Here is a 22,703-nt window from a genome sequence, read left to right as displayed (position 1 = left end):
CAGCAATCCCACCAGCCCCCAAGCCACCGCCTTGTTCGTCCAGCGCATCCGCGTCCTCCTCGGGTTCTGACTCCGTCCGGGCTCCGGCCTGCCCGGGTCCATCCGTCCCCAGACAGGTTCTATCGGAAGAAACAGCAAGGTAGCGACCCTTCTGACCCAGGCACCCGAGCTGCCTGGGCGCTTGCCCGCAAAAAGCAACTGCCGCCCCCCACCTCGGAAGGTGGGACGGGCGGCAGCGGGACTTCAGCAAGCGTGGGGACGACTCAGCCCCACATGTCGCCGATGAGCTCCTTGCGGCGGGACATGAGCTTCTTGAAGAAGTTGTCGTCGCGCATCTTGTCGAAGGTGGCAACGGACTCGTTCTTCGAGGCCGACTTCTTCGCCTCCGCCTCGATCTCCGCGGGCGTCGCGTTGGGGTTCGCCTGGATGAACTTGTTCATGTCATCCTGGATCTTGCCCTTCACCTTGTCGATGCGGCCCTCGCCCAGGAAGCTGAGGCTGCCCTTCGACTCGTTCATCCCGGCGACGGCCGAGTTGATGACGTCCGAGACGACCTTCGTCTTCTCCGCCTCGGAGGTGTTCGACGTCTTGTACTGCGCGTTGCTCGCGCCAACACCGCTCACTCCACCAGCCATGGGGGAACTCCTGGAAGGAAGTTGAATCTTGAGGGGATTATCCGCGCCGGAGATTGGGAGTTGCGTGGCAGGTGGGCGATCTCCTCACGAAGAGCGCCCCCCTCCCGCGGACGGCTAGCCCTTGAGCTTGCCCAGGGCGGGGTTCTTCATCCACGCCTTGAACGACTCCAGGTCCTTCTGCACTTCCTGCGTGCTCGGCGGCGGGGCGTTCGCGATGGAGGGAGGAGGAGGCACGTCACCCGTGATCGCGGCGCGCTTCTTGGCCGCGCTGTCGCTCACGAAGGCGTCCTTCGGCCCCGCCTGACCGGCGGCGGCCGCGGGCTTCGCGACCTGGGCGGGAGCGGCGGCGGCGGCGGGAGCCGCGGCGGAGGGCTCGAAGCCGCGCGAGGTCAGGTAGTTCTGCATCCACTCCACCGCCTCGATGAGGACGGGGGGCATGGTGGCCAGGGCCGGGTTCTTGCCCGCCTCACCCAGGTGCCGGTTGAAGGCGTCCTTCACGTCCTGGTACAGCGCCATGTTCATGTGAGCGCCGTCCTTGGTGTTGACGAGCAGCTCGGACATCTTGCGCAGCACCTGCTGAAGCGTCCCGGTCGCGCCCTTCGAGGCGGCATCCAGCCCGGAGATGATGCCCTCGCGCTTCTTGGTCAGCTCTTCCGGCGCGGCAGGCGGCATCTCAGCGGGGACTCGCGGATCAGGATTCGGATTCGACATGGAACTGTCCTCGGGTGAAGGGGGGATTCAAGGATGACTGACACATTCACCCTAGCAGAAGATCCAGGGTGTCTAGAAACTCCTGAAGCTCTCCGAACCCTGGAATCCCCCAGGGTTGCGCGGCCGGATTTCAGCGCCGCGTGAGGGCGGTGACCATGGCGCCGGCCTTGCGCACCACCGGATCATCCACGGGCGTCATCGCCGCAGCGCGGCGAAGATCCTCCAGCGCCTGGGGCTTCTGGCCCATGGCCAGCTTCACCTCCGCGCGGCCCACGTAGACGGACGGATCCTGCGGCGCCAGCTTCGCCGCCACGTCGAAGGCCGCGAGCGCGCCCTGCCCGTTGCCGGCCGCCATCTCCACCACGCCCAGCGCCTTGGCGAAGTACACGTCCGTGGGGTTCACCGCGTACAGGCCCTGGAAGAGCGTGCGCGCCTCGGCCACCCGGCCCTGGTAGAAGAAGAAGTAGGCCGTCTTGGCGATGGCGTACAGCTCATCGTTCGAGTAGCCGCGCACCTCGCGGAGCGTGGCCTTGCCTTCCGCCCAGCGCTGAAGGAGCGCGGTGAGCTTCGCCTCGTCCTGCGGATCCTCGGGGTCCAGCGACGCCATGGATCAGTAGCCCTCGTCCTTCTGCTCTTCCCACATGCGGCGGAGGATCTCCTGGGACTCCGCGCTCACCTGATCCACCAGGCCCAGCATCGCGGACTCACGCTGCAGCAGGGCCTTGAGGCGCTCCAGGCGCTCCGGCGGCGCGTTCACCCGCGACAGGCCGCGCTCCAGCATCCGTTGCTGTCCGTCGCCCCCGCGGCCGGCGACACTGGCCAGGTAGGGGCGGTCGCTGAAGCCCTCCAGGTCCGCGTCATGCCCGCCCGGGTGCGGCGGCAGCGGCAGCCGGAGCTCCTCCGACGAGTGCGCCGGACCGATGGAGTCCAGGAGCGCCGCCGAGGCCAGCGCCGGGTTCTTCGGGTTGCCTGCCTTGCGCAGCTTCTTCGCGCGCTCGAGCTGGGCGGGGTCCACCAGCCGCTCGCGGACGCTGCGGGGACCACCCCAGGGCCAAAGGGCTGTACTGGGGGGAGGATTGTTGATTCTGGCCATGGTGGCCCGACTTCAACCCAGGTGAGGGGGCCGCGTCCAGCCCCCCTGACGTCAGCCCGCCTGCTCCCGCTGCAGGGTGTAGATGAAGTTCAACACCTCCGCGACCGCGTCGTAGAGCTCCTCCGGAACCTCCTGCCCCACGTCCACCCGGTACAGGGCGTGCGCCAGGGAGACGTTGCGCATCACGGGGATGCCGTACTGCTTGGCGATCTCCTTGATCTTCTCCGCCTTGAGGCGCATCCCCTTGGCCACCACGCGAGGCGCGCCGTCCGCCTGCTTGTCGTACTTGATGGCGATGGCGATGTCCGCCTCTTCGTCACTGGCCATGGGCCCTCCTCAAGCGCGCGCCGTGGGCGCCGCTTCCTGTTTCAACCCGTAGACGAAGTTCAGGACCTCCGCGACCGCGTCGTAGAGCTCCTCCGGCACTTCCTCGCCCACCTCCACGCGCAGCAGCGCGTGGGCCAGCGGGACGTTGCGCAAGAGCGGCACGTCCGAGGCGCGCGCCAGCGCCTTGATGCGCTCCGCCTTGGCGTCCATTCCCTTGATGAGCACCCGGGGCGCCCCGTCCTTGCCCTGGTCGTAGATGAGCGCCACCGCGACGTGGTCCGGGTTGGTGACGATGACGCTGGCGTCCTTCACCGCCTCCATCTGGGCCCCCTCCATGATCTCCTGGTGGAGCTCCTTGCGCTTGGCCTTGTGGTGCGGGTCGCCTTCGCTCTGCTTGTACTCCTTCTTGACCTCGTCCTTCGTCATCATCATGTCCTTCATGTACGACTTGCGCTGCCACCACACGTCGAAGATGCCGAAGATGACGAAGAGCATGAGGATGCGCACGCTCACGCGGTAGATGATCTCCCCCAGGATGACCATGATGCCGTCGGTGTCCTGCCGCACGGTTTCAATCACGAGGGGCATGGAGTCGCGCACCACGCCGTAGACGACATAGGCGGCGACCGACAGCTTCACGAGGTTCTTGAGCAGTTCCACGAAGGTCTTCTTCGTGAACATGTTCTTCAACCCGGCGATGGGGTTGAGCTTGTCCATCTTGGGCATCAGCGGGTCCATCGTGAAGAGGGACCCCACCTGCAGGAAGTCCATCAACCCGCCGAACACCGCCGCGCCCGCCGCCACCGGGACCGTGAGGAGCAGCATCGTCCGCAGCCCCATGTAGAGCAGCTGGGTGGTCGCGAGCCCCAGGTCCTTCGAGTGGGCGATCTGATCGAAGCTGAAGCGGAAGAGGACGGCGACCTCCTCCTCCACCGTGCCCCACGTGGCCCGGGCGATGCCCATGCCCGCGGCGAGCACGGCCACGGCCGTCAGGTCCTTGCTCTTCCAGACCTGGCCCTTCTTGCGGGAGTCGTCGAGCTTCTTCTGCGACGGCTCCTCTGTTTTGTCGCCACTCTCTTCCGACATGGAGGAATCCCGGGGCGCCTAGGCCAGAAGCTGGATGGCGCGCTGGACCATGCGGAGCATGTTGCCCAGCTCCAGTTGCATGCGTCCGACGATGACGTGCATCGCGATGAACATGATCAACACGCCCATCAGCGGCTTGAGGGACATGGCGATGAAGAACACCTGGACCTGCGGCGCGACGCGGTTGATGGCGCCCAGGGCCAGGTCGGTGCAGAACGCCGCCACCATGCCGGGGCCGGCCAGCGCCAGGCTCACCGTGAGCAGGTTCGCGAAGGCGCGGATCATCAGGTCGAAGAAGGGCCACACGCCGTGGCTGAAGCGCGGGAAGCCCTCCAGCGGGACGACCTGGAGGCTGTCCGCGAGCGCGCGGATGATGATGTGGTGCCCGTCCAGCGACAGGAACAGCACCACGGTCAGCTGCACCTTGAGGCTGGAGAAGAGCGACACCTGGGTGCCCAGCTGCGGCACGAAGAGCTGGGCATTGTTGCTGCCCGACATGGTGTCCATCAGCGTGCCGGCCACGCGGGCCGCGTCGAAGACCGTGTTGACGATGTACGACAGACACAAGCCGATGAAGATCTCCTTGCACAAGAGCGCGATGTACGGGAGCGCGCTGATGGGAATCTTGTCCAGCCGGTCGGAGACGGACGGGAACAGCACGATGGAGATGAGCAGGCCCAGGCCCAGCTTCATCTCCGCGGGCACGACCTCACCGCCCAGGAACGGGCTGAAGATGAGGATGGGCATCACCCTGCACATGATGAGGGCCACCGTGAAGATGGTGACCGACAGGTTGATCCGAGTGCCCAGCTCGGCCATGACTTCGCCGATGTTCATCTGCCGATGAGCGCCGGAAAGCGGTCGAAGACGTGGAAGGTGAAGCGCAGCAGTTGGCCGCCAATCCACGGACCCGTCATGGCCAGCACGCCGAAGACGAGGACGACCTTGGGCGCGAACGTGAGCGTCTGCTCTTGAATCTGCGTGGTGGCCTGGAACAGCGAGATGAGGAAGCCCACCAGGAGGCTCATGAGCACCGGCGGCGCGGAGACCACGAGCACCAGGAACAGCGCCTCCTGGGTGATGAACGTGAGCTGATTCATGGGAGTGCGGTGCTCCTTACAGGTAGCCGATGACCAGGCCCTTGGCGATGAGGTACCAGCCGTCCACGAGCACGAACAGCAGCAGCTTGAAGGGCATGGAGATGGTCGTGGGCGACAGCATGTGCATGCCCAGCGCCAGGAGGATGTTGGCGACCACCATGTCGATGACGATGAACGGCACGAAGAGCAGGAAGCCGATCTGGAAGGCCTCCTTCAGTTCGGACACGACGAAGGCCGGGACGATGACCATGAAGTCATTGGGCCCGATGTCCTTGCGGTCCTCTTCCTTCCGCATCTTCTTCGCCAGGCTGTAGAAGAGCGTGCGGTCCTTGTTGGTGACCTTCTTCATCAGGAAGTCACGCAAGGGCTCCTTGGACTTGTCCGCGGCGCCCAGCAGCGTGCCCACCGTTTCCGAGGAGAAGACCGCCGTGCCCCGGGACCAGATGTCCACCCCGCCCGCCCGGTACATCTCCTGGCCGATGGGGGCCATGATGTAGACGGTGAGGATGATGGCCAGGCCGGTGATGACCTGGGTGGGGGGAATCTGCTGGGTGCCCAGCGCCGAGCGGACGATGGAGAGCACCACGGAGATCTTCACGAAGCTCGTCACCATCATCAGCGCGAACGGCAGCAGCGACATGGCCGCGAGCGCGAGGATGAGGATGAGGGGCCGGGAGGTGAACGAGTCGGAGTTCACCGCCTCCTTCACCAGGGAGTCCGGCATGGAGGTGTCCGCGCCCCCCTTCTTCGCAGCGGACGCGACGAACGGGTGCAGCGATACGAGGGCCGCGAAGAGCCAGGGTGGAGCGCGGAACAGGGGCGAGCGGGCGGGAGACGAACGGTTCACGTGACGGCCTTCAGACGCCCGGCGGCGGCGTGGGGCCACCGGTCCGGCGGGAGAGGAGCTTCTGGAGGAAAGGACTCAGGGACACCGGGGACGACGGAGGCCGCGCGGCGCGGATGCGCTCCACGGCGTCCCGGTCCAGCTTCGACACAAGTTGCACGCCACCCTCGCCGCCACCCACCAACAGGTACTCGTCCGCGGCCTTCAGGACGAAGAGCGTGCGCCGTTGATCCAACGGGATGCGCTCCATCACCGACACGACCGACGCCTTGCCCACGGGCACGCCCTGCAACCCCATCAGCCGGCGCAGGCCCACGTTGAGCGTCAGGTAGATGGACGCGAGCACCGCGCCCAGGAGCGCCACCGTGCGCACCACCACCCAGCCCAGGCTCTCCTGCTCCTCCGGAGCGGCGATCCCCAGTTCCTTGTCCAGCTCATCCGCGTGGCGCGACGCCCGGTCCGCCGGATTCGCGGCGTCGGGCTCCACGGCCTGCGCGGCGGGCTGGGCCGCGACGGCGGGCGCAGGCGATGCGGCAGCGGCCGGTGCGTCGGCGTCCGCTTGCGGCGCGACGGTGGCCTTCGGCGCTGACGGCGTCAGTGGGACGACCGCGGCGGCCTTCGAGGGAGGCGCCGCCGGCACGGGCGTAGCGGTGGCCTTCGGCGCGGTCGGCGCAACGGCGGCGTCGGCCTTCGCCGGAGGCGCGGCGGGAGTCGGTTGCGGCGCCACGGGCGCCTGCGCCAGGACGGCCGACGACGCGAAGAGCAACGCGGCGCCGAGCAAACCGCGCGAGGAGGAGAGACGGAGGACTGCCATGGATGGGCGCGAGCCTAGTGCACCCGAGTCAGGACCGCCACGGCCCCCAGCGTGACGCGGGTCCCCTGCCCGCCTGCCCTGGGGTGCACGAGGCAGGAAGGCTCATCCCGCCAGGGTGATGATGCGCACGCCGAGCTGTCCGTCCATCTCGACGAGCTCGCCCCGGGCCACCACCTTGCCGTTGACCGACAGGTCCACCGGCTCACCCGGCCCACGGCGCAGGTCGAGGACCTGCCCTGTGCGCAACCCCACCACCTGCTCCGCCGTGATGGCCACGCGCGCCAGCTCCACCGCCACCTGCAGGGGCAGGTCGCTGAGCAGATCGCTTCCATCCCGGTTGTTCGCGTCGTCCAAAGCCGCCCCTTCCAGTTCCGGAGGTACGTCCAGCTCCGGGTTGGTGAAGTCCTCGTTCTCACTTCCGCCGGCCCCGGGCTCCGCCTGGGAGTGGCCCGTCTCGCCGGGGACGACCTCCGTGATGCGCGCACGGTAGCGGCCGTTCTCGACGAACACGTCCGCCGCGAGGTGACCGGTGCGTCCCAGGCCCAGCCGCAGCTGCGCCGTGCCAGCCTCGCCCCGGTCCGGCCGCGCCGACAGCGCGTCCAGCAGCAGCACGTCCTTCACCCGCAGGGAGGCCAGGTCCTGGGCGGACAGCTCCGCCACGCCAATCTCCGCGCGCAGCCAGTCGCGCAGCGTGGACAGCCGCCGCCCGTGCGCCTTCATGTTCGCGCGGCGCTGCTCGCGGCGCTGGGCGCTCTCCACCGCCGGCTCGGCCGCTTCCAGCACCGCCGACGGAATCACCAGCCGCACGATGCCGCGGTGCGGCCCCACCACCGCGTTCAGGTGCACCGCCAGCATCGGGCCGTCCTCGCCCAGCCGCGCGGAGATCTCATCCACGCCCCGGGCCACGCCGTCCAGCCTCGGCCGGGGAACCCCCTCTTGCAGCCCGGGCGCCAGCTCCTTCAGGGCCTCCAGGACGACGTAGCCCATCACGCCCTCCTCGATGTCCGTCAGCGGCCGCAGGCCCACCGTCTCACCGGCGCCGCCCAGCAGCAGGTCCACCGCCGAGTGCGCCAGGGACAGCTCGATCTCCAGCACGCCCCGCCCCGCGAGCGCCCCGGGCGCGAGCACCGCCAGGAAGGACGGGTCGCCCAGGAAGCGGCGCAGCTCCGTCATGGGGCGAGCCTGGGCGGACTCCACCGTCAGGCGCACGTCCACGTCGAAGAGGGCCTTGAGCCGCGCGCAGAGGGTCTCCAGCGTGCCCGGGTTCGGCGTCAGCCAGCGCAGCCGCTCCGCCAGCAGGCCCTGCGCGCGCGACACCTTCTCCAGGTGCGTGAAGACGAAGGGCCGCCAGGGCAACACCGGCTGCTGCGGTGCCGGTGCCGAGGCGGGCTTCGCGGGGGGACCCAGCTTCCGGGTGTCGACCAACATGGTGCGCTCGTAGATTCCGGGTTCGTCGTCCGGCTCCAGACTCATGTCTTCGCCTCGAACCGCAGCTGCTCAAGCGCCAGCCCGCGACCTCCCAGGGCACTGCGCAGGCCCTCGCTGTGCTCTTCCAGCAGCTTCAGCGTGTCGCGGTCGCTGCCGCTGAAGGTGGCGGAGATCTTCCCGTTCCTCGCGCTGACCTTGATGGACAGGCCGTTGAGCACGTCCCCGCGCAGGTCGATCTGGAACTCCGCGTTGCCCAGGGCGTTGGTGCCCACGCGCACGCGCTCCACGATCTTCTGGGCGATCTCACTGGCCATCTGGCGCAGGCGCTCCGAGCCGGCCATGTCCTTGGGCTTCGCCACCGGGACGGGCGCCATCAGCGCGGGGTTGAAGCGGAAGCCCGCGGCGGCCATCTGCCCGCCCTTCTCGTCCTTCTCCTTGCCGCCGCCACCACCCGCGCCCTTGCCGCCGCCGGCGTTGACGTCGACCTTCATCTCGCCCTTCTCGGCGCTCAGGCGGCTGGACTCGCCTCCGGCCTTGGTCAGGTCGCCGTCGCGCACGTCGTTGGAGCGCTTGTCCTCCTTGACCTCCGACTTGCGCGTCTCCGAGCGCTGGGTCAGCGACTGCGTCTCCCCCTGGCGCTGGGACTGCTGGGCGCCCTGGGCGGACTCCCCGGGCTTCGCCGAGCCGGTCTCCTTCTGGGCCAGCTTCTCGTCGAAGGTCTTGCCCTGGCCCTGGGTGGCGCGCGCGAGCACCGCCTTGGCCAGGCTCTGGGGGGACTTCGCGTCCGTCGCGGCCTTCGGGTTGCCCTTCTCCTGCTGGCCCTTCTCCGCCTGGCCCTGCTGGACCAGCTTGGAGAAGAGGGACTCACCCTCCAGGCGCTTCTTGCCCTTGGCTTCGGCAAGCCGGCGCTCCTGGATCATCCGCTCCGCCATGCGCGCGGCATCGCGATCGTCGTCAACTCGGCTCATGGCGTCCTCTCCTGACTTCGGGGGCGGCGGGAGGTTACTTGCGCTGGCGGGCCAGGAACAAGGCGTTGCCAATCTCCTCCTGGTTCAGCTCCTCGCGCTGCTGGCGCTCCTGGCGCACCTGCTTGACGAAGGTTTCCTTGTTCTTCTCGATGGCCTTCAGCTCCTTGGCGGCCTCGGCCATCAGCATGCGCCGCTGCTCGACCAGGCGGGCGGCCGCCTTGACGACCTCCTTCTGGTGTTCGATCTGGAGGGCGACCTGGGCCTCTTCGTCCTTCAGGCGCTCCTCGAAGCGGCCCATCATGTTCATGCCGTTGATGCCGGCGCCCTTGGCCATCATCTGCTGGAAGTACTCGGCCACCTTGGCCTTGCGCTCCTTCTTGCGGCGCTCCAGTTCGGCCTCCAACTGGGCCTGAACCTGCTTTTCCTTCTCCAGCGCCTTGATGGCGGCGGAGAAGGCCTGCTCGGCCTCCTCCTTCGCCTTCTCACGCATGTCCAGCAACACCTGCAACCGGTACGGGGGCATGGTGGGGGCATCCTAACCGGAAACGCCCCGCCCGTGCCCCCACCTCCGGGGACGGGGGCCGTCAGTCCTCGAAGAGGGCGATGAGCTGCTCCACCGTCTCCTCGAAGGGGGAGTTGGAGTGGGTGTCCTGCTTGAGGAAGTCGATGATGGCGTCGTACTTCTCGATGGCGTAGTCGGTGCGCGCGTCGGCCCCCGCCTGGTAGGCGCCCAGGAGGATGAGGTCGCGCTGCTTCTCGTAGGTGGAGAGCGTCTCGCGCAGCTTGCCGGCGGCCTTCTTGTGCTCCTTGGAGACGATGCCGCTCATCACACGGCTCAGGCTCGCGAGCACGTCCATGGCGGGCCACTGGTTTCGCTCGCCCAGGGCACGGTTGAGGATGAAGTGGCCGTCGAGAATACCTCGGACTTCGTCGGCGATGGGCTCCTCCATGTCACCGCCGGCCACGAGGCAGGTGTAGATGGCGGTGCACTTGCCCTTCTCCGAGTTGCCCGTGCGCTCCAGGATGCGCGGCAGCATGGAGAAGACGCTGGGCGGATAGCCCTGGCGCGCGGGGGGTTCGCCAATCGCGAGGCCGATGTCGCGCTGGGCACGCGCAAGACGCGTCACCGTGTCGAGCATGAACAGCACGTTGCCGCCGCGCTCGCGGAAGTACTCCGCGATGGCCGTGGCGACGTAGGCGGCGCGCAGACGCACGAGGCTGGGCTGGTCGGACGTGGCGCACACCAGCACGGCGCGCTTCATGCCCTCCTCGCCCATCGCGTCCTCGATGAACTCGCGCACCTCACGACCACGCTCGCCGATGAGCGCCACGACGCTCAGGTCCGCCTGGGTGTTGCGGGCAATCTGGCCCATCAGCGTGGACTTGCCGACGCCGGAGCCGGCGAAGAGGCCCACGCGCTGGCCCTCGCCCACGGTGAGCAGCCCGTCGATGCAGCGGACGCCCAGGGGCAGCGGCCGTTCGATGCGCTGGCGGGTGAACGGATCCGGACAGTCGCGGTCCACGGACCAGTCGATGAGCCCGTCGCCCTCCAGGGGGCGGCCGTCCATGGGTTCGCCGATGCCGTTGAGCACGCGGCCCAGGAGCGCGTCCCCGCACTTGATGGTCAGGGGCTTACCGGTGGGGATGCACTCGCTGTCCGGACCGATGCCGTACAGCTCGCCCAGGGGCATGAGCATCACCTCGTCGCCCACGAAGCCCACGACCTCCGACTTCATGGCGCCACGGGTGCGGCTCTTGACGAGCACCACCTCGCCGATGCGGACGTTGGGCACGCTCGCCTTGATGACGAGGCCGGTCAGTTCGGTGACGCGGCCGCGCACCCGGACGAGGGACGCCTCCTTGATGAGGTCGTAGTAGCGCGAGAGGTCGATGGCCATGGCTGCTTCCTCCGGCTCAGGCCGGACCGCTCTTGCGCGCGGGGTCTGGCAACAGGAGGTTCTGGAGCATCTCCAACTGCGTGGGCAGCTGCGCGTCCACCGTGCCGAACTCCGTCTGCACGATGCAGCCCACCGGAGCGACCTCCAGGTCCTCCTTGATGGCCAGGTCCACCGTGCGGCCGATGAGCTCCATCAGCACGGGGCGCTTGGCGCGCAGCACCGCGGCCGTCTTCGGGTGCACCCGCAGCACCATGGCGCGCGCGTTGCGCAGGTTGTCGATGGCCGCGGCGCACAGGTCCACCATCAGCTCCGGCTCGCGCTCCAGGTCGCGCCCCAAAATCTTCTCCGCCATCTTCAGCGCCAGCCCGATGATGTCCTGCTCGTGGGAGGTCATCAGCTCCCCGGCCTGGATCTTCGCGCGAAGGACGATCTCCGTCGCCTGCGCCAGGCCTTCCTGCCGCCCCGCATCCTTCGCCCGGGCGAACAGCTCCTCCTTCTCACGCTGCGCCTCCGCGAGGATGCGCTCCTTCTCGCGGTGGGCCTCCTCGATGATGCCCTGGGCGCCCTGACGCGCCTCGAAGACCTCGGCGTTCATCACGCCCGCGCGCGGGGGTCGCAGCACCGGTCGTTCGGACGCGGCGACGACCACCGACTCCGACACCCCATCCCCCTTGATTACCTTGCCGATCGCCATGGGCTGCTCCTTGCGGACCGGATGCTAGCGCGTTCCGCCGCGCGGTCCACGCCCTCCAGACCCTCCCGGCTCTTCCGGGGCCTCCCGGTTGGGCGGGGGGCGTCTGCGGCCCACCTGCGTGCCCTCGGAGGTGGAGCGCTGGGACGCCTGGCCAGCGGCCGGGGCAGCACGGCCCGCGAGCACGCGCGGGGGACGCTCCGGTTCGCCTCCGGGTTCGGGACGCGCCGCGGAGCGGCTTCCGGTGCGCGAGCCCAGCACCCGGGCCCCCTCGGAGGGGTCCGGACGGCGAGGCTCGCGGGGAGCCTCCTCGGAAGACGGCCGCGAAGGGCGCTCCGCCCGGGCAGGACGGCCCTGGGGTTCGTCGGAGGGCGCCGGGCGGGACTCGCCCCGCATGCCCAACCTGGCGGGTGGCGGGCCGATGCGGGCCCCTTCCGGATCGATCTGCCCGGGGCGCGTGGGCCGGCTGCCTTCCGGTTCGCGGCGGCCGGAAACACCCCCGGTCGACGTCCGGGGCGCCGCCCCCCGCTCACGCTCCACCGGCATCCGGCGCATCTGGGAGCCGTTCGCGTCCCCTTCCGGCGCCACGGTGGACGCGCGGGGCCGTTCACGCTCCACCGGCATCCGGCGCATCTGGGAACCGTTCGCGTCGCCTTCCGGGGGGACCATGGCCACCCGCGACACGGGGCCCCGTTCGCGCTCCACCGGCATCCGGCGCATCTGGGAGCCGTTCGCATCCCCTTCCGGCGCGACCATGGACGCACGGGGCGAGGGGCCCCGCTCACGCTCCACCGGCATGCGGCGCATCTGGGAACCGTTCGCGTCCCCTTCGGGAAGGACCGGCGGGCCGCGCCCCTCTCCCGGAGGAGGGCGTGGACGCCCCGCTCCCGGTGACGCGCCCGGTCCCGCGTCACGGCTGGACGCGGCCCCCGCGCGGCGGGCCGCACGCTCGGCCATGAAGTCACGCTTGGCGCCCGCATCCTCCGCGGGCGCGCCTCCGCCACCACCCCGCAGGGCCTTGGGGGCCCGCAGCGCGGGCGACCGCGACGGATCCGGCGCGGTGGTGCGTCCCGCCGGGGGCCTTGCGGCCGGGGCCGCCTGCCTCGCGGAGGGAGCGCCCGACGCGGGCCGGCCTTCCGGCGGCGGCGCGGCCTTGCGCGCACCCGGCGGAGGCGGCAGCACGGCGGAGGGGCGCGGCGGCGCCGTCAAGCGCACCGGCCGCTCGATGAGGCCGCGCACGGCCAAGCGCTCCAGGTCCATCACGATGTCGGTGCGTCCGCCATCGCCCCGGGCCGTCGGACGCGAGCGCTCCTCGCGCACCCACTTCGCCACCAGCTGACCGAACTCACCGCGGTGCTTCTCCAGCATGCGCGCGGCGAACTCCGGCGACTGCGCCACGCACGCCCGCGCCAGCCGCTGCACACCCGCGCTGCGGATGGCGCCGGCCGGCCGGGTGAAGCCTTCATGGAGCGTGATCTGCGCGCGCGCGTCCTCCTCGGGCAGCTTGCGCGGCGCATTGGCCGCCACGGACTTGCTCGCGAGTTGGAGCAGGTCCGGCGGCAGCGCCTCCAGGAAGCCCGTCAGCTCTCCTTCGGGGAGCCCCGCCAGCGCCGGGCCGAGCACGCGCGCGCCCAGGCGGTCACTGACCGTGAGCAGCTCGCGCGTCTGGAGATTGAGCACGTCCGCGAACTTGAAGCCCGCAGACTGACCGGCGACCTCGCGCGCCAGCGCCTCCTCCAGCTTCCAGCGGATGATGTCCAGGACCTGCGGGCGCACCTCGCGGGTGAGCTTCACGCGCGACGGCGGCAGGTGACCGCGCACCGCGTCCGCCATGTTGCCGGGCAGCGCGCGCAGCGTCACTTCCACCAGGGCCCCGCGCTCGCGCTGCAGCAGCGCCGCCAGCCGCTCCGGATCCGCGGTCCAGAGCTGACCGCGCCGGTCCTTCATCAGGCGCTTGAGCTCCTGCACCACCGCGGGCAGGCGCTTCTCGCGCGGAATCTGGAGGATCTCCTGCGCCCGGTGCCGCAGGAGCGCGCTCTCCTCGTCGGGAAGGTGCTCCAGCGCGGCCATGCTCTCCTGGCCACCGAAGGTGACCGCGGTGAGGAGCAGCATGGTCTGGCGCTTGCTGAGCGAGGTGAAGAATGAATCCAACGGTCACCTCGCGGGCCCCCTGGTGGCCCGCTGAAGAAAGAAGGCATGTCCCCGGCCTGGAGGGCATGTCCCGTGGCCCGCCCCAGGAGGGCCACGGAGGACCGACGTCACTCCGGACGACCACCCCGTGCGCGGGCAGGACGCGCCGCCGCGGCGGCCCCGCCCCCTGAACCGCCGCGCATGAAGGTCCACGCGGTGAGGCCCATCATCGCCAGGATGAGCGCGAACGCGCCGCCGAGGATGATCTTGAACGTCGAGGCGCTGGCCGCCGTCATGCGCACGCCGAGCACGTCCTGGAGGCGGTTCGTCTCGCTCATCTCCGCCGTGGGGGCCATGGCCTCCGTCATCAGCACGGTGACGGCCTCCGGCTTGAGCTCCGACACGGAGCTGGCGACGAACTGCTTCACCGCGTCCGGGCTGATGGGGGGCTTGCCGGGCTCGTTCGTGCGGTACTTGATGAACACGGAGGCCGACGGCATCGGCTTGTTCTCCGGCTGCGACAGGTCGTTGTTCTCCGGGATCATCACGATGGCGCGCGCCTCCAGCACGCCGTCGATCTGATTGAGCGCGTTGGAGACCTCACCGGCCATGGCCTTGAGGAGCATGGCGCGCTCCTCCGTGGCGGTGGGCACCATGCTGCCCTTGGCGAAGTGGGACAGGCCCTTCTCCACCGGACGCGGCAGCGAGTTGCGCTTCAAGAGCTCCGCGGCCTGCGCGGCGTCGCCCTTGGGGACGACGATGGTGAAGCGGACTTCATTGCCACCCTCCGCCTTCTCCTTCTTGGCGTTGATGCCGTTCTTGCTGAGCAGCACGTAGATTTCATTGGCGTCCGCCTCCGTCAGCTCGTGCTGCAGCTCGATGGAGCAGCCGGTGAGGAGCAGCAGGGCGAGGAGCGGGGCGGCGAAGGCGGGCGTTCGGCGAGTCATGGGCGGGACGTAGCTTAACAGGGCCCTTGCAAAACGCGGAAGGGCGCCCCCTCCCAACCCTGGGAGGGACCGCCCTTCGCATGCCGCCATGGCCCGGCGGGTGGAAACTCAGACCTGCGTCTTGACGACGTCCTTCAGGCCGCTGGTGGCCTTCTCGACGACCTTCGAGGTCAGGTCGAGCTCCTGCGAGTACTTGTACATGGACGCCTGGAGCCCGAGCAGCTCCGCGTTGGACATGTTCTTGCCGGAGCTGGCCTCCTTGATCAGCTTGTCCATGCTGACCTGGCCCTTCTCCAGACCGGAGACGAGGTCGGACACCATGCCGCCCGACTTGCCCGTCTTGGCGGTTTCGGCCTTGGCGTCCACGGGCTCGGCGCCCTTGGCGGTGGCCGGCTGCTGGGCCGCGCCGCTGACCTTGTTCATGCCGGCCTTTTCCGTCTTGTTGACGGTCTCGACCTGGCGAACGGTGTCCACCTTGTTGGCGGCCTGGGCCTTGTTCACGCCCTGGGCCGCGTCCGCCTTGTCGGCGCCCTGGGCCTTGTCAGCGAGAACTCCGTCGAACTTGGACGCGCCCGTCTTGTTCGTCTGCTGGGCGCCCTGATCCTGCAGCTTTTGCTGCGCTACCTGTCCCGCGGAGATGCCGCTCATCGGAGCCGCCATGTGACACCCTCCTTGCATCCGTCGAGGGGGGAGGGAGTTCCTCCTCCTCGTTCAAGAGTTCCTTGAGCCGGTCAATGGCGCGCGCATGAAGCCGCGACGCCCAGCTCTTCGACTGCCCAATCTCAGCCCCTGCTTCTTCCAGGGTCCTGCCCTGGAAGTAGTAGCCCTGCAGGAGCTTGCGCTCTTTCTCCGGAAGCTTCTCGATGGCCGAGCGCACCCGGTTCTTCAACTGCTCCATCTCCAGGCGCTGATCCGCCGGGAGGGATTCGTCGACATACCCCGCCGCCTCCGCCCCTTCCGCCCCCGCCGCGAACACCGCGGCAAGTCCCGCCACGGCATCCGAGATGTCTCCAATATCATCGTCGAATGACGACCCGCGGTTGCTTGATCCCTGCTCGCGGTCCGCAAGATTTCCAAGATAGGCGGTCGCGCGCTCGCCCTGATAGGCGGTGCGGGCATCCGCGCCCCTCAGGACGCCCATCTTGCGGAGGCCATCGAAGATGGCGCCCTTGATGCGGTAGTGGGCAAAGGTAAGGAAGTTGGCGCCGACCTTGGGGTCGAAGCGTTCCGCGGCCTCGAGGAGGCCGATCTGCCCATAGGCCAGCAGTTCGTCCAGCTCCAGCTGGGCGTTGAACTGCTTGCGCACGGTGGCCGCGAGCGACCGCACGTACGGGCCGTACTTCTCCAGGATGACCTTCCTGTCTTCACCCAGAGGCAAGCGGCGCGCTCACTCGGCCTTGGACCACAGCCGCTCGAGAACCTGGTTCAACCGAGGATCATCCTGCAAGGCACCGGCGATGCGGCCCGTGAGGGCATCGGACTTCATGTGCAGCTTCTCCTGGAGCACCTCGGAGACGAGCGCCTTCGTCGCCTCCTCCTTGCTCTTGAAGCCCCCGTTCTTCAACCGACGGGCGATGGCGAGCGCTTGCGCCGCGATCGGATCCGCGGCCTGGGGGCCCTGGACGTTGCTGGAGCCTACCAGACCTGAAGGCCCGACGAGTGATTCGGTCTTGTCGACCTTGCCGCCGAAGGACGCGCCGGAGGCACCCGCCGCACCGGACGCGCCCTTGACGCCGCCCGCGCGGCCCTTCCCACCCCCACGTCCGACTCCACCGACAGCCATCGACGTACCTCCTTCGTCCTACCTGCTACTTCCGAGGCGGAGGCAGGGCCCCCGCTTCCTTCGCCTGGATGAGCGCCTGGGCCAGCCTGGCGCCGTCGCCTTCCGGTTCCAGGTCCATGGCGGCCTTCAATTCCTTGAGCGCTTCGGGCACCTTGCCCATGAACAACAGGGCCTCCCCCGCGTGTGCCCGGGGCAGCGACGACAGGGGCGCCAGACGCTGGGCCACCCGGTAGGCCTGGAGGGCCTTGTCATGGTGGCCCTGGGCGAACTCCACGGCGCCGATGCCAATCTGCGGCACCTCGCTCTTGGGCATCAGCGCGGCGGCCCCGACGAAGACTTCGCGGGCCTTGTCGAAGTGACCCATGTCGAGCCACAGATAGCCGGACTCCAGCAGCACCATGGCCGGCTGGCGCGCCAGGGGCACGAGGCTGTTGGCAATCTCCGAGGAGGTTTCCGCCATGGACGTCGCGCTGCCTTTCCCGTGGCCGGAAGCACGGAAGGCGGCCGTCGAGGGCCGCCTTCCTTGCACCGGTCAGTTTGTCCGCTGAAGCCCGAAGCTTAGCGGATGTTGCCGATGGAGTTCTTGGTCGTATCGTGCCGCGACTTCATCACGTTGGAAACCGCCGTGAAGAGCTGCGACTCGTGCTGCATGGCCGACTGCATGTTCAGCAGCTTCACGTTGTCGTCCATCATGGCCTTCAGGCTGCCGTTGTTCGTGAGCGAGTCGCTCACGCCGCCCGCGCCGCCGACGCTGGTGCCCAGCGTGGAGGAGCCGCCCGTGCCCGGGACGCCCGCGCCCGTGCCGGGCATGGACGTGGTGGGCACCGCGCCGGAGCCGGTGTTCATCACGCCGGCGTAGGGGCCGCCCGCCATGCCGGAGCCCGCGGCGCCGGAGAAGGTCTGCGCGGAGGAAACCGCGGCCGAGACGATGCCCGCGCCCGGCACGAAGCCGGCCACGGAGCCCACGCCCGCGCCCACGACGCCCGCGGCGTTGTTCAGGCCGTTCTGGACACGCGCGCCAAAGCTCGTGTTCGGCGTCTGCCGAGCCGTGGTCATCTGGGTGTTCATACGCAGGTTCGGACCCATCATGCCGCTGTCGATCTTGACGCCCATTTTCAGCCTCCGCGCTGCTGCCAGCGAATTAAAGGTGAGCCTGGGATCATCCCTTGGCTCTTTCAATGGATTATCGGGGATGCCAGCCTCAGGTTGCCTGCTGGTGACAAGAAATCGTCCAGGCCCCCGAAACGCCTGTTATTTCCGGCCCTTGGGCTGCTTGGACTCGGCGACGAGCTTCTCGCGGACGTCCACGAGCATGCTCAACAGCTCTTCGGCCCGCGCGATCGCAGCCTGGGCCTTCTTGCCGGTTTCCGCGCGCGGCCCCTTGAGGCCGGCGAGGCCCTCCTTCACGGGCGCGAAGAGCGCCTGGACGTCGTCGGCGGAGGCCTTCTCGATGAAGGTCTCGACGGCGGGATAGGAGGGCATGGGCAGCTCCGGGGGAGGGGTCGGCGCGGAGGTCCTGGCGGGCGGGGGCATCGAGGTCACGATCTCCTGGCGAGAGACCGACCATCCGGCCGGCTCCTGCTCTTTCCTGGAACGCTAAGGGAATCCGTTACCGGCATCAAGCACCCCACACGTCGCAAGCCAGGCCGCATGTCGCGTCCAGACCTCGTCCCGTGGGCCGCAGGGCGAACAGCCACGCACCCGGTCTTCCCCTCCCGACCTGTCCCCCACCCCTACCGCCCCTAGCTTTTCCCAACGGGGGCCGTCGCCCCGTCCCACTCACATCATCCGGGAGAGATTCCATGAAGAAGCTCATTGGGGTTTTCGCGTCCGTGGCGTTGTTGGGCTCTGGCGTGGCGGTGGCCCAGGACAGCGTGGTGCAGCCTTCGCAGCCGCCAGCCTCCACCGCGCCGGCCCAGGGAAGTCCGGGGCGGATTGAGTCGGGCGGCACCATGCAGGGCTCCCAGCAGGGTTCCACGGGCAGCACCGATGCGATGGGCGGCTCCGGATCCGCGGCCGCGTCGAGCATGACCGGCGCGAACGAGCTGACGGGCAAGGTCGTCAAGAGCGAGAGCAAGAAGGTCTACATCAGCAGCGCGAACGGCGCGGTGGTGCCGCTGGACATCGACAGCAAGACCCAGTTCACCGACCCGAGCCTGAAGAACGCCAAGAGCCTGAAGGAGGGCCAGGAGATCCGCGCCAGCTTCCAGGTGAAGGACGAGAAGAACATGGCGACCAGCATCTCGCTGAGCCAGGGCACGGGCGGCTCGGGCACCGACGTGATGTCGCCGGACCCGTCCATCAACGAGGGCAAGGGCGGCTCGGGCATGGATGACCGCACCATGGATCCGGGTGCTTCCGGCAGCGACTCCAGCCTGAATCCGGACACCGGCGCCAGCACGCATGACACCAGCAGCGGTTCGCCGAAGACCTACTAGTTCCCTCCGCATGCTTCTCCCCTGCTCGCGGCCCGTCTTCCAACGGCGGGCCGCGGGTCTTTTCACGGTGGAAGGGATGAGAAAGCCGCATGGACCTCACGGCCGATGTTCTCATCCTGGGGGCCGGCGCCGCGGGGCTGGCCGCGGCGGAGCGGCTGATGCGCGAGGGCCTGCGGGTCATCGTCCTGGAAGCCCGGGACCGCGTGGGGGGACGCGTGGTGACCGTGCGGGATCCGACGGGCGACGTTCCCCTGGAGCTGGGCGCCGAGTTCGTCCATGGCAGGCCGTCCGCCCTCCTCCGGCGCATCCGGCGGGCGGGGCTGACCGTCAGTGCCTGCAACGATACGCACGCGCTGCTGTGGCGGGGGCAGTTGGAGGACGCGGATGTGCAGGAGGCGTTCGCGTTCCAGGAGCCCCTTGTCGCGGTGAAGCCTCCCGACCGTTCGATGACGGCCTGGATGGCGGAGCAGGCCCGTGCCCGGAAGTGGCCGCCGCGCGTCATCGCGATGGCCCGTTCGTATGTCGCGGGCTTCTACGCCGCGGATCCGGACATCGCGAGCACGCTGGCCATTTCGCGGATGGAGCGGTCCGTTGAAGGCACGGGCGGTGCGACGCCCTCCCGTGTGCTGGAGGGGTACGACCGCGTGCTGCATGCGATGGCCGCGAAGCTGTTCGCGAAGCCGGACACGCTGTTCCTCAACGCCGTGGCCGAGGAGGTGCGCTGGAAGCCGGGACAGGTTCGCGTGCGTGCTCGGACCCGGCAGGGGGTTGCGCTCGGGACCTTCGAGGGCAGGCAGGCGGTGGTGACGCTTCCCATGGGCGTGTTGCAGGCCCGCCCTCCGGCACCTGGCGCCGTCCGCTTCGTGCCCCGCGTGAGGGAACAGGAACGCGCCTGGAACCAGTTGCAGATGGGCCCCCTGATCAAGCTCCTGTTGCGCTTCCGCACGGCCTTCTGGCGGGAGCAGGCGGACACGGCTCGCTACGGGTTCTTCCACGCCCCTGAGGCCCCCTTCCCGACGTGGTGGACGCTGTCGCCCCACCGGCGCACCCGACATCTGGTGGGCTGGAGTGGCGGGCCCGCTGCCGCGACGCTGTCGACGCTGAGCGAACGGGCGGTGCTGGAGCGCGCCCTCAAGGGGCTCTCCCAGTTGTTCCATCAGCCCTTGCGGCGCATGCACGAACAACTGGAGGCGTGGCACGTGCAGGACTGGCAACGCGAGCCATACACGCGTGGCGGTTATGCCGTCATTCCCACCGGCGCGATGGAGGCGGTCGCCGCGCTTGCCCGACCCGTGGGCCGGACCCTCTTCTTCGCGGGCGAAGCGACACACGTCGGTGGAGAAGAGGGCACCGTGCATGGTGCGCTCGACACCGGGCGGCGGGCTGCGGACGAACTGCTGGCCCGGCGCGGGAAGGCGTGAGCCCGAGGCGCCTTCCTGGTGGGCCGGCGAGCGGAGGAGCCCTGGGGGCGATGTGGAAGCGTTCGCCCGTGGACATCTTTCCGCCATGCACCTCTGGATCGCCATCGTCGCGGGTTTGAGCCTGGGTCAGTCGCAGGAGGTGGAGCCCCTGCCTCCTGATGATCCGTCCGTGAGGGACCCGGCCGCGGCAGCCCTCCAGGATGCCTACGAGCAGGCCGCGGACGACGCCGACGGCGCTCGGCCTCCTCAGGGCTACGTCCAGACACCGACGGATCCCACGCAGGGGGGCTATACCCTCACGCCGCTGCTGCCCGATGGCAGCCCGCCCATCAATCCAGGCCAGGTCGCCACGCAGCAGGCACAAACCTATGTGCCTCCGCCCGTTCCCACGGTCTTTGAAACCCAGCCCCCCGAGAGTGCGCCGTCCAACCTGGAGGCCGCGCCCCAGGAGGAGCCGTCGGGGACAGGGGGCGCGGGCGCCACCGGAACCTCGTCCACGGTCGGGGGAACCACCGCGGGTCAGTCCGAAACTGGCGCGGGCGCCGCAGGTACGGCTCCGACTTCCGGCCCGACCCGCACCGACGAGGCTGGCTTCGGCGGCACCGAGGACACGGGGGCGGCGTCCCCGGGTCCTTCGTCCAATGCCCCGGTGGGTGGGACGGGTGGCATCCCGCTGGATTCGTCCCAGGTGACGGTGCAGGAGCCGACGACCGGGAGTCCAGCCACGTCGGAGACCGCTACTGGTGGATCCGGTGCGTCCGGAACGACGGGCACTGGGACGGCGAACACGCCTGCCAGCGCTCCCTCGACGGGAACGCCCGCGCAGGTCCCGGCGGGCGGCACCTCCACGGAGGCTCCGCTTCAATCTCCGACTGGCACGTCCACGGCCGCTCCTGCCCCGTCGCCGACGGGCACGTCTCCGACAGGCACGTCCACGACGGCTCCGCTCCAGGGGACACAAGCCGCTGCGGGCACGACGGCCGGGACCGCCACCGCGGCGAATGCGGCCCAGGCGAACGAAGAAGTGACGCGCCTTCGTGAGCGCATCACCGAGCTTGAGCAGGAGGTGCAGGAACGCGACGCCGTGGCCACCGAGCGCACCCAGTCCGTGCAGTCCCAGGTGGATGTGCATGAGCAACGCGCCTACGAGGCAGAGCGCTTCCGGCAGCAACGGCTGGCGCGGATCCAGTCCGCGGGCCAGTGGATGCTCGCGGCGGATCAGGCGCTGGAACAGGGGGAGCTCGGCGTGGACAACGCCCTGAACACCGCCGACCAGGACTTCTCCGTGGTGGAGGAGACCGCTTCGTCCGACGGCCAGGGCATGGTCGTCGTCCACTCCCAGCGGGCCCGCGCGCAGATTGCCCTGGCCCGGGACGCCGCCGGGCGCCGGGACGTCTACGCCGCGCGCATCGCCCTGCAGGCGGCCGGTGAAGAGCTGCGCCTGATGCGCGCCACGACCCTGGAACGGCCGGGTTCGTCCAACGCCCTGCTCAATCGTTGAGGCGCGGGGTCACCACCGCCGGCACGCCCGAGGGCTTCGCGATGAGGTAGCCCTGCACGAAGTCCACGCCGTGCCGGCGCACCCAGGAGAGTTCCTCGGGCGTCTCGATGCCCTCGGCCACCGTCTGGATTCCCAACTGGGAGGCGATCTCCAGCAGCTTCTGCACGATGGACGCCTTGTAGGGATCCGCGTGGACGCCCCGCACCAGCTCCATGTCCAGCTTCATGTACTCCGGACGCAGCTGGTGGATGAGGTTCAGCGATGAGTAGCCCGCGCCCAGGTCGTCCAACGCCACCTTGAAGCCCGCGTTCCGGTAGAAGTCCACGATGGCGCGCAGGTGTTCGGCGTTCGCGGCCCGGTCGGACTCGATGATCTCGAAGACGACGTGCTCCGCCGGAATGCCCGCCTCGTGGATGGCCGCCACCGTGGAGCGCAGGCAGAAGGCCGGATCATAGATGGCCGTGGGCGTGAAGTTGATGAACAGGTGCGTGCGCAGCTGGTGCCGCACCGCCTCGCGGATGGCGGTGGTCCGCGCGGCCAGGTCCAACTGGAACAGCAGGTCCGCCTCCCGGGCCGTGTCGAACATCCGCGCCGGTGACACCAGCGCGCCATCCCGGTCGCGCCCGCGCATCAGCGCTTCGTGCGCGAAGATGAGGGACGTGTCCTGGGCATGGACGATGGGCTGGAAGAACGAGGTGAGCCGCGACTCCGCCAGCATGTCCACCAGCCACCCCGACTGCTGGAGCATGGTGAAGCGCTGCAGGGAGTCCACGCGCGGGTAGTCCGCCATCCCCGGCTCCGAGTCCCCCGGGACGAAGAGGGCCCGCGTGCCCCGGACCTCCTCCGCCGTCAGCACGTCGTGCAAGAGCGCGGACAGCCGCCCCAGGT

27 protein-coding genes are annotated in these 22,703 nt (G+C 69.2%); 3 read left to right on the top strand and 24 right to left on the bottom strand.

Annotated elements, in window-relative coordinates:
- Positions 1-263 precede the first annotated feature (263 nt).
- The 23 genes from D7Y13_RS18285 to D7Y13_RS18175 form a co-directional block, all read right to left on the bottom strand.
- On the bottom strand, positions 264-635 hold the full coding sequence (locus D7Y13_RS18285) for a hypothetical protein (RefSeq protein ID WP_120535864.1): 372 nt from the start codon (positions 633-635) through the stop codon (positions 264-266).
- A 114-nt stretch (positions 636-749) separates the two neighbouring features.
- Entirely contained in the window at positions 750-1,346 is a 597-nt protein-coding gene (locus D7Y13_RS18280; protein WP_120535863.1) for a hypothetical protein, read from the bottom strand.
- A 130-nt stretch (positions 1,347-1,476) separates the two neighbouring features.
- On the bottom strand, positions 1,477-1,953 hold the full coding sequence (locus D7Y13_RS18275) for a SycD/LcrH family type III secretion system chaperone (protein WP_120535862.1): 477 nt from the start codon (positions 1,951-1,953) through the stop codon (positions 1,477-1,479).
- A gap of 3 nt (positions 1,954-1,956) precedes the next feature.
- Positions 1,957-2,439, bottom strand: a complete 483-nt coding sequence (locus D7Y13_RS18270; RefSeq protein WP_120535861.1) for a hypothetical protein — start codon at positions 2,437-2,439, stop codon at positions 1,957-1,959.
- A 51-nt stretch (positions 2,440-2,490) separates the two neighbouring features.
- A complete protein-coding gene (locus D7Y13_RS18265; protein WP_120535860.1) occupies positions 2,491-2,766 on the bottom strand; it encodes an EscU/YscU/HrcU family type III secretion system export apparatus switch protein in 276 nt (91 codons plus the stop codon).
- A 9-nt stretch (positions 2,767-2,775) separates the two neighbouring features.
- On the bottom strand, positions 2,776-3,852 hold the full coding sequence (sctU, locus tag D7Y13_RS18260) for a type III secretion system export apparatus subunit SctU (protein ID WP_120535859.1): 1,077 nt from the start codon (positions 3,850-3,852) through the stop codon (positions 2,776-2,778).
- A gap of 18 nt (positions 3,853-3,870) precedes the next feature.
- Complete coding sequence (locus D7Y13_RS18255; protein ID WP_120535858.1) at positions 3,871-4,689, bottom strand: flagellar biosynthetic protein FliR; 819 nt, start codon at positions 4,687-4,689, stop codon at positions 3,871-3,873.
- A complete protein-coding gene (gene fliQ, locus D7Y13_RS18250) occupies positions 4,686-4,952 on the bottom strand; it encodes a flagellar biosynthesis protein FliQ (RefSeq protein ID WP_014398418.1) in 267 nt (88 codons plus the stop codon). Before fliQ ends, D7Y13_RS18255 begins: the two co-directional genes overlap by 4 nt.
- A 16-nt stretch (positions 4,953-4,968) precedes the next feature.
- The gene (sctR, locus tag D7Y13_RS18245) at positions 4,969-5,799 is read right to left on the bottom strand and encodes a type III secretion system export apparatus subunit SctR (RefSeq protein ID WP_120535857.1); all 831 of its coding nucleotides are present in this window, start codon (positions 5,797-5,799) and stop codon (positions 4,969-4,971) included.
- Positions 5,800-5,809: 10 nt separating this feature from the next.
- Entirely contained in the window at positions 5,810-6,610 is an 801-nt protein-coding gene (locus D7Y13_RS18240) for a flagellar biosynthetic protein FliO (RefSeq protein ID WP_199732886.1), read from the bottom strand.
- Positions 6,611-6,712: 102 nt separating this feature from the next.
- The gene (gene sctQ, locus D7Y13_RS18235) at positions 6,713-8,083 is read right to left on the bottom strand and encodes a type III secretion system cytoplasmic ring protein SctQ (protein WP_120535856.1); all 1,371 of its coding nucleotides are present in this window, start codon (positions 8,081-8,083) and stop codon (positions 6,713-6,715) included.
- Entirely contained in the window at positions 8,080-9,006 is a 927-nt protein-coding gene (locus D7Y13_RS18230; protein ID WP_120535855.1) for a flagellar hook-length control protein FliK, read from the bottom strand. Before D7Y13_RS18230 ends, sctQ begins: the two co-directional genes overlap by 4 nt.
- A 34-nt stretch (positions 9,007-9,040) precedes the next feature.
- Positions 9,041-9,529 (bottom strand): flagellar assembly protein FliH, encoded by a 489-nt coding sequence (locus tag D7Y13_RS18225; protein WP_120535854.1) that lies wholly within the window; start codon positions 9,527-9,529, stop codon positions 9,041-9,043.
- Positions 9,530-9,590: 61 nt separating this feature from the next.
- On the bottom strand, positions 9,591-10,904 hold the full coding sequence (gene sctN, locus D7Y13_RS18220) for a type III secretion system ATPase SctN (protein ID WP_120535853.1): 1,314 nt from the start codon (positions 10,902-10,904) through the stop codon (positions 9,591-9,593).
- A 16-nt stretch (positions 10,905-10,920) separates the two neighbouring features.
- Complete coding sequence (locus D7Y13_RS18215; protein WP_120535852.1) at positions 10,921-11,598, bottom strand: FliH/SctL family protein; 678 nt, start codon at positions 11,596-11,598, stop codon at positions 10,921-10,923.
- A 24-nt stretch (positions 11,599-11,622) separates the two neighbouring features.
- Positions 11,623-13,746: a hypothetical protein gene (locus D7Y13_RS18210; protein WP_120585037.1), complete on the bottom strand. Its 2,124-nt coding sequence runs from the start codon at positions 13,744-13,746 to the stop codon at positions 11,623-11,625.
- 107 nt (positions 13,747-13,853) lie between these two features.
- On the bottom strand, positions 13,854-14,672 hold the full coding sequence (locus D7Y13_RS18205) for a type III secretion protein (protein WP_120535850.1): 819 nt from the start codon (positions 14,670-14,672) through the stop codon (positions 13,854-13,856).
- A gap of 108 nt (positions 14,673-14,780) precedes the next feature.
- Positions 14,781-15,173, bottom strand: coding sequence for an EscF/YscF/HrpA family type III secretion system needle major subunit (locus tag D7Y13_RS18200; RefSeq protein ID WP_120535865.1), 393 nt, complete (start codon positions 15,171-15,173; stop codon positions 14,781-14,783).
- A 40-nt stretch (positions 15,174-15,213) separates the two neighbouring features.
- A complete protein-coding gene (locus tag D7Y13_RS18195; RefSeq protein WP_120535849.1) occupies positions 15,214-16,050 on the bottom strand; it encodes a sigma-70 family RNA polymerase sigma factor in 837 nt (278 codons plus the stop codon).
- A 9-nt stretch (positions 16,051-16,059) separates the two neighbouring features.
- Positions 16,060-16,455: a hypothetical protein gene (locus D7Y13_RS18190; RefSeq protein ID WP_120535848.1), complete on the bottom strand. Its 396-nt coding sequence runs from the start codon at positions 16,453-16,455 to the stop codon at positions 16,060-16,062.
- 25 nt (positions 16,456-16,480) lie between these two features.
- Positions 16,481-16,915: a tetratricopeptide repeat protein gene (locus tag D7Y13_RS18185; protein WP_120535847.1), complete on the bottom strand. Its 435-nt coding sequence runs from the start codon at positions 16,913-16,915 to the stop codon at positions 16,481-16,483.
- 98 nt (positions 16,916-17,013) lie between these two features.
- Complete coding sequence (locus tag D7Y13_RS18180; protein WP_120535846.1) at positions 17,014-17,568, bottom strand: hypothetical protein; 555 nt, start codon at positions 17,566-17,568, stop codon at positions 17,014-17,016.
- A gap of 138 nt (positions 17,569-17,706) precedes the next feature.
- Positions 17,707-17,937: a hypothetical protein gene (locus D7Y13_RS18175; protein WP_120585038.1), complete on the bottom strand. Its 231-nt coding sequence runs from the start codon at positions 17,935-17,937 to the stop codon at positions 17,707-17,709.
- A 320-nt stretch (positions 17,938-18,257) separates the two neighbouring features.
- Here D7Y13_RS18175 and D7Y13_RS18170 point away from each other — a divergent pair, with 320 nt between their 5' ends.
- From D7Y13_RS18170 to D7Y13_RS18160, 3 genes are all read left to right on the top strand, one after another.
- Positions 18,258-18,893, top strand: coding sequence for a hypothetical protein (locus D7Y13_RS18170; protein WP_120586076.1), 636 nt, complete (start codon positions 18,258-18,260; stop codon positions 18,891-18,893).
- A gap of 89 nt (positions 18,894-18,982) precedes the next feature.
- Positions 18,983-20,314: a flavin monoamine oxidase family protein gene (locus tag D7Y13_RS18165; RefSeq protein WP_120586075.1), complete on the top strand. Its 1,332-nt coding sequence runs from the start codon at positions 18,983-18,985 to the stop codon at positions 20,312-20,314.
- Positions 20,315-20,399: 85 nt separating this feature from the next.
- A complete protein-coding gene (locus D7Y13_RS18160; protein ID WP_120586074.1) occupies positions 20,400-21,815 on the top strand; it encodes a hypothetical protein in 1,416 nt (471 codons plus the stop codon).
- On the opposite strand, the gene D7Y13_RS18155 is transcribed toward D7Y13_RS18160, so the two are convergent.
- Positions 21,805-22,703, bottom strand: an 899-nt coding sequence (locus D7Y13_RS18155) for an EAL domain-containing protein (RefSeq protein WP_244222353.1), incomplete at its 5' end; no start/stop codon positions are given. The genes D7Y13_RS18160 and D7Y13_RS18155 overlap by 11 nt on opposite strands.

The sequence above is a fragment of the Corallococcus praedator genome, assembly GCF_003612125.1.
Taxonomy (GTDB): Bacteria; Myxococcota; Myxococcia; order Myxococcales; family Myxococcaceae; genus Corallococcus; species Corallococcus praedator.
Note: the sequence above shows the minus strand (reverse complement) of the source record. Positions and strands in the feature narration are given on the sequence as shown.